Source organism: Microcystis sp. LE19-10.1B, assembly GCF_027530565.1.
In the GTDB taxonomy this organism is placed as follows: Bacteria; Cyanobacteriota; Cyanobacteriia; order Cyanobacteriales; family Microcystaceae; genus Microcystis; species Microcystis aeruginosa.
The window spans coordinates 1-2,705 of the sequence record NZ_JAPZQM010000684.1 but is presented as its reverse complement, the minus strand read 5'-3'; the positions used below and the strand labels follow the sequence as shown (position 1 = coordinate 2,705).

Sequence of the window (2,705 nt, the reverse complement as noted above, 5' to 3'; positions counted from 1 at the left end):
AGAAAAATCCTACTTATGCCAGCCAAAGATTTCCTAGACTTAGAAGAAAAGAAAAACTTACAAAAAGCTCTTAAAGAAGAAGAAAGAGCAGAGGTTAGGGAAAGAATTTTAATGTTTCTCTTGCTAAACGACGGAAAAACTCAACGAGAAATAGCTGACTTTATTGGCTGTTCACTCAAAACGGTCGCCCATTGGTGTGTTCACGGCGATCCTAACAATTTAGAAAGTCTAGAAGATGGGAGAAAAAATGGAAATCATAAAAAAGCCACAGAGGAATATATTAATTTACTATTAAAAATAGTTGATGAAGACCCGAAGGAATTTGGATATGAATTCGGGAGATGGACAGCGGCAAGATTAGCAGAGCATCTAGAAAAGGAAACAAGAATTAAACTGAGTGGCTCGCAAGTGAGAAGAATATTGAGAAGAAAAAAGTATGTGTATATCTGGGCGAAATATAGTCTAGAAGATAAGCAAGACAAGAAATTAAGAAAAGCATTTAAAGAAAAATTAGATGAATATTTAAGGTTGGCTAAAGAAAAGCCAGAGTCAATCCAGGTATGGTTTTGGGATGAGTGTGGATTTAGTTTGAGAGTAATAAGAAGGAGAGCTTGGACAAAAAAAGGAAAGCGAAAAAAAGTGAATGGACAAAGAAAAAGAGGAAGGGTGAATGTGATGGGAGCCTTAAGATATAATGACAAAAAACGAGTCTGTTTTATGATCAAAAAAGGAAATTCAGAAACTTTCCATGAACAATTAAAGAAACTTCATGAAGAGATTCGTCAAGAATGGATAAACTTGGGAAATCTGCCCGAAGATTTTCGAGAAAAAGGACCGAAAATTATCATCATATTAGACAATGCTAGTTATCACAAAAAGAAAGATGTTATTGAGCAGGTGGAAAAAGAGTTGCCCAATATTAGGCTAGAGTTTTTACCAGCTTATAGTCCAGATTACAACCTAATAGAATTAGTGTGGCATTCCGCTAAAGAGTACATAGCTAATCGAGAATTTGAAAATAAAGAAGAACTGGAAAAAGTAGTCAATCAGCTTTTAAATGAAGGGGGATTGATTATTAAATGGAGTAGAAAACTTAAAAATAAGGGTAATGCTGTCAATGTAACTTAAATGCGTAAAAGCTTAGGACAAGCCAAGCTGACTGAGAAAGTCGAGGGCATGGATAAAAGGGTTAGGTGTTAGGTTTTAGGTGTTAGGGGTTGAATTTCGCTGAACGGATCAGCCAACCGATCACCCCGCCGGTAATGCCGCTAAGGATCGAACTGATAAAAGCGGTGATTACCACTACCCCGATCTGCTTCCAGTTTTTCAGTTCTCCTACTTTTTCGGCAAGATCGGCCGTTTTGTCGATCGAGGGTTTCCATGCTTCTAGACGGGCTTCGATCGAGGTGAGTCGCTTGTCGATATTTTCTGTCTTTCCATTCAGGGACTTTATATCTGACTTGATTTCTGATTGTCCATTTTCTAGGCTAGTTAATCGGGACTCGATCACCCTCATACTACTAACGATTAAATCTTCTAGCCTTTTTAGATCATTTTCGGTAACTGCTGTCATGAGGTAATCTCCTAGCTAATCTGTTTCAAATATGACTGACGGGCGTGCATTAGGTGAACGCAAAGCGCTCGCTACGCGAGACCGCTCTAATCTTCTCTCTGGGCGATCGCATATAGGGGAGCTAATTCAGTCCGAAGCGATGCGATCGCCGCGTTCATTTTGGCTTCGATCGCCGCGTCGATCTTTTCCTCGAAGTTGGGCAACTTGCTAGGGCTATCTCCGAAAAAGGTTTCGAGAATCTCTACTATGGCGGTTCCCATTGCCGGTTGAATGTTCCCGGCCTTATCTTTTCGAGTGATATTGTTTTGAGTGCAATACTTAGTAAGGCTGTCTTCTATATCTTTTGGGAGATAACAGGATACTGGTCTATTCTCAGTAGCCATGATTTTAATTGATTAATACTAATACATTACCTTTTAAGTCTAACCCTGTAAACTACTAAGTACAAGACTTATTAGATAAACTAATGAGGATTAGTAAAATACCTGTAAAATACTAATTAATAGGTAGTTGACTTAGTAAGAGACTAGAAATATACTAAAGATATAAACCAAAAGCGACCGCTACCGACTACCAATCAGAAAAGCGATCGCCTATCATCCAAAAAAGGATATCTCTATTATGCAACTAATCGAAGCAATGGCAACCGACCGCGCCCGGCGGGTTAATACTAAATACGGTGAGAGAACCGTTATAGACGCAAGAAGCATCGTCCCGTGAAGCGTCAACCCATCCGAAGATCGTTCAATTAAGTTTGTTCGATCTGTAGGGAATCACCGTCCGGCCCCGGCGGTGAGGATGTCAACGGCTATTAGTTGTCAGTTTACCGATTACCGATCACAGCCAAAACCAACCTTTGCCGCTCGATAATTTAATTAAATTTACAATTCTCACTTCCCAATTCAGAACTGATAAACTATAACCTGTAATCTATAATTCACAATTTATAATTCATAAGACCTCTTGCATAATTTTTTTATGGTATAGTGGAGGGTTTTGCTTTTTTCTCAATTCTTAGATTGAAGTGGAAAAAAGAATAAAATGTGATCTTAGGTCAGGAAATCATCTATAATTTTGCTATGTTTATTAGCAAAATTATGGATTATCAAAACTTATCAGATGAACAATTCAA

The 2,705-nt window shown here is 38.3% G+C and carries 3 protein-coding genes; 1 reads left to right on the top strand and 2 read right to left on the bottom strand.

The features are described from left to right. Positions 1-15: 15 nt before the first annotated feature. Complete coding sequence (locus O9332_RS24505; protein WP_288027740.1) at positions 16-1,128, top strand: IS630 family transposase; 1,113 nt, start codon at positions 16-18, stop codon at positions 1,126-1,128. Positions 1,129-1,210: 82 nt separating this feature from the next. Here O9332_RS24505 and O9332_RS24500 read toward each other — a convergent pair whose 3' ends face one another. Together O9332_RS24500 and O9332_RS24495 are read right to left on the bottom strand one after the other, a co-directional pair. Further along, entirely contained in the window at positions 1,211-1,573 is a 363-nt protein-coding gene (locus tag O9332_RS24500) for a hypothetical protein (RefSeq protein WP_002762526.1), read from the bottom strand. A gap of 86 nt (positions 1,574-1,659) precedes the next feature. Beyond that, positions 1,660-1,956 carry a hypothetical protein gene (locus tag O9332_RS24495; protein ID WP_002762525.1) on the bottom strand — a complete coding sequence of 99 codons (297 nt, stop codon included), beginning with the start codon at positions 1,954-1,956 and terminating at the stop codon, positions 1,660-1,662. Between the last annotated feature and the right edge of the window lie 749 nt (positions 1,957-2,705).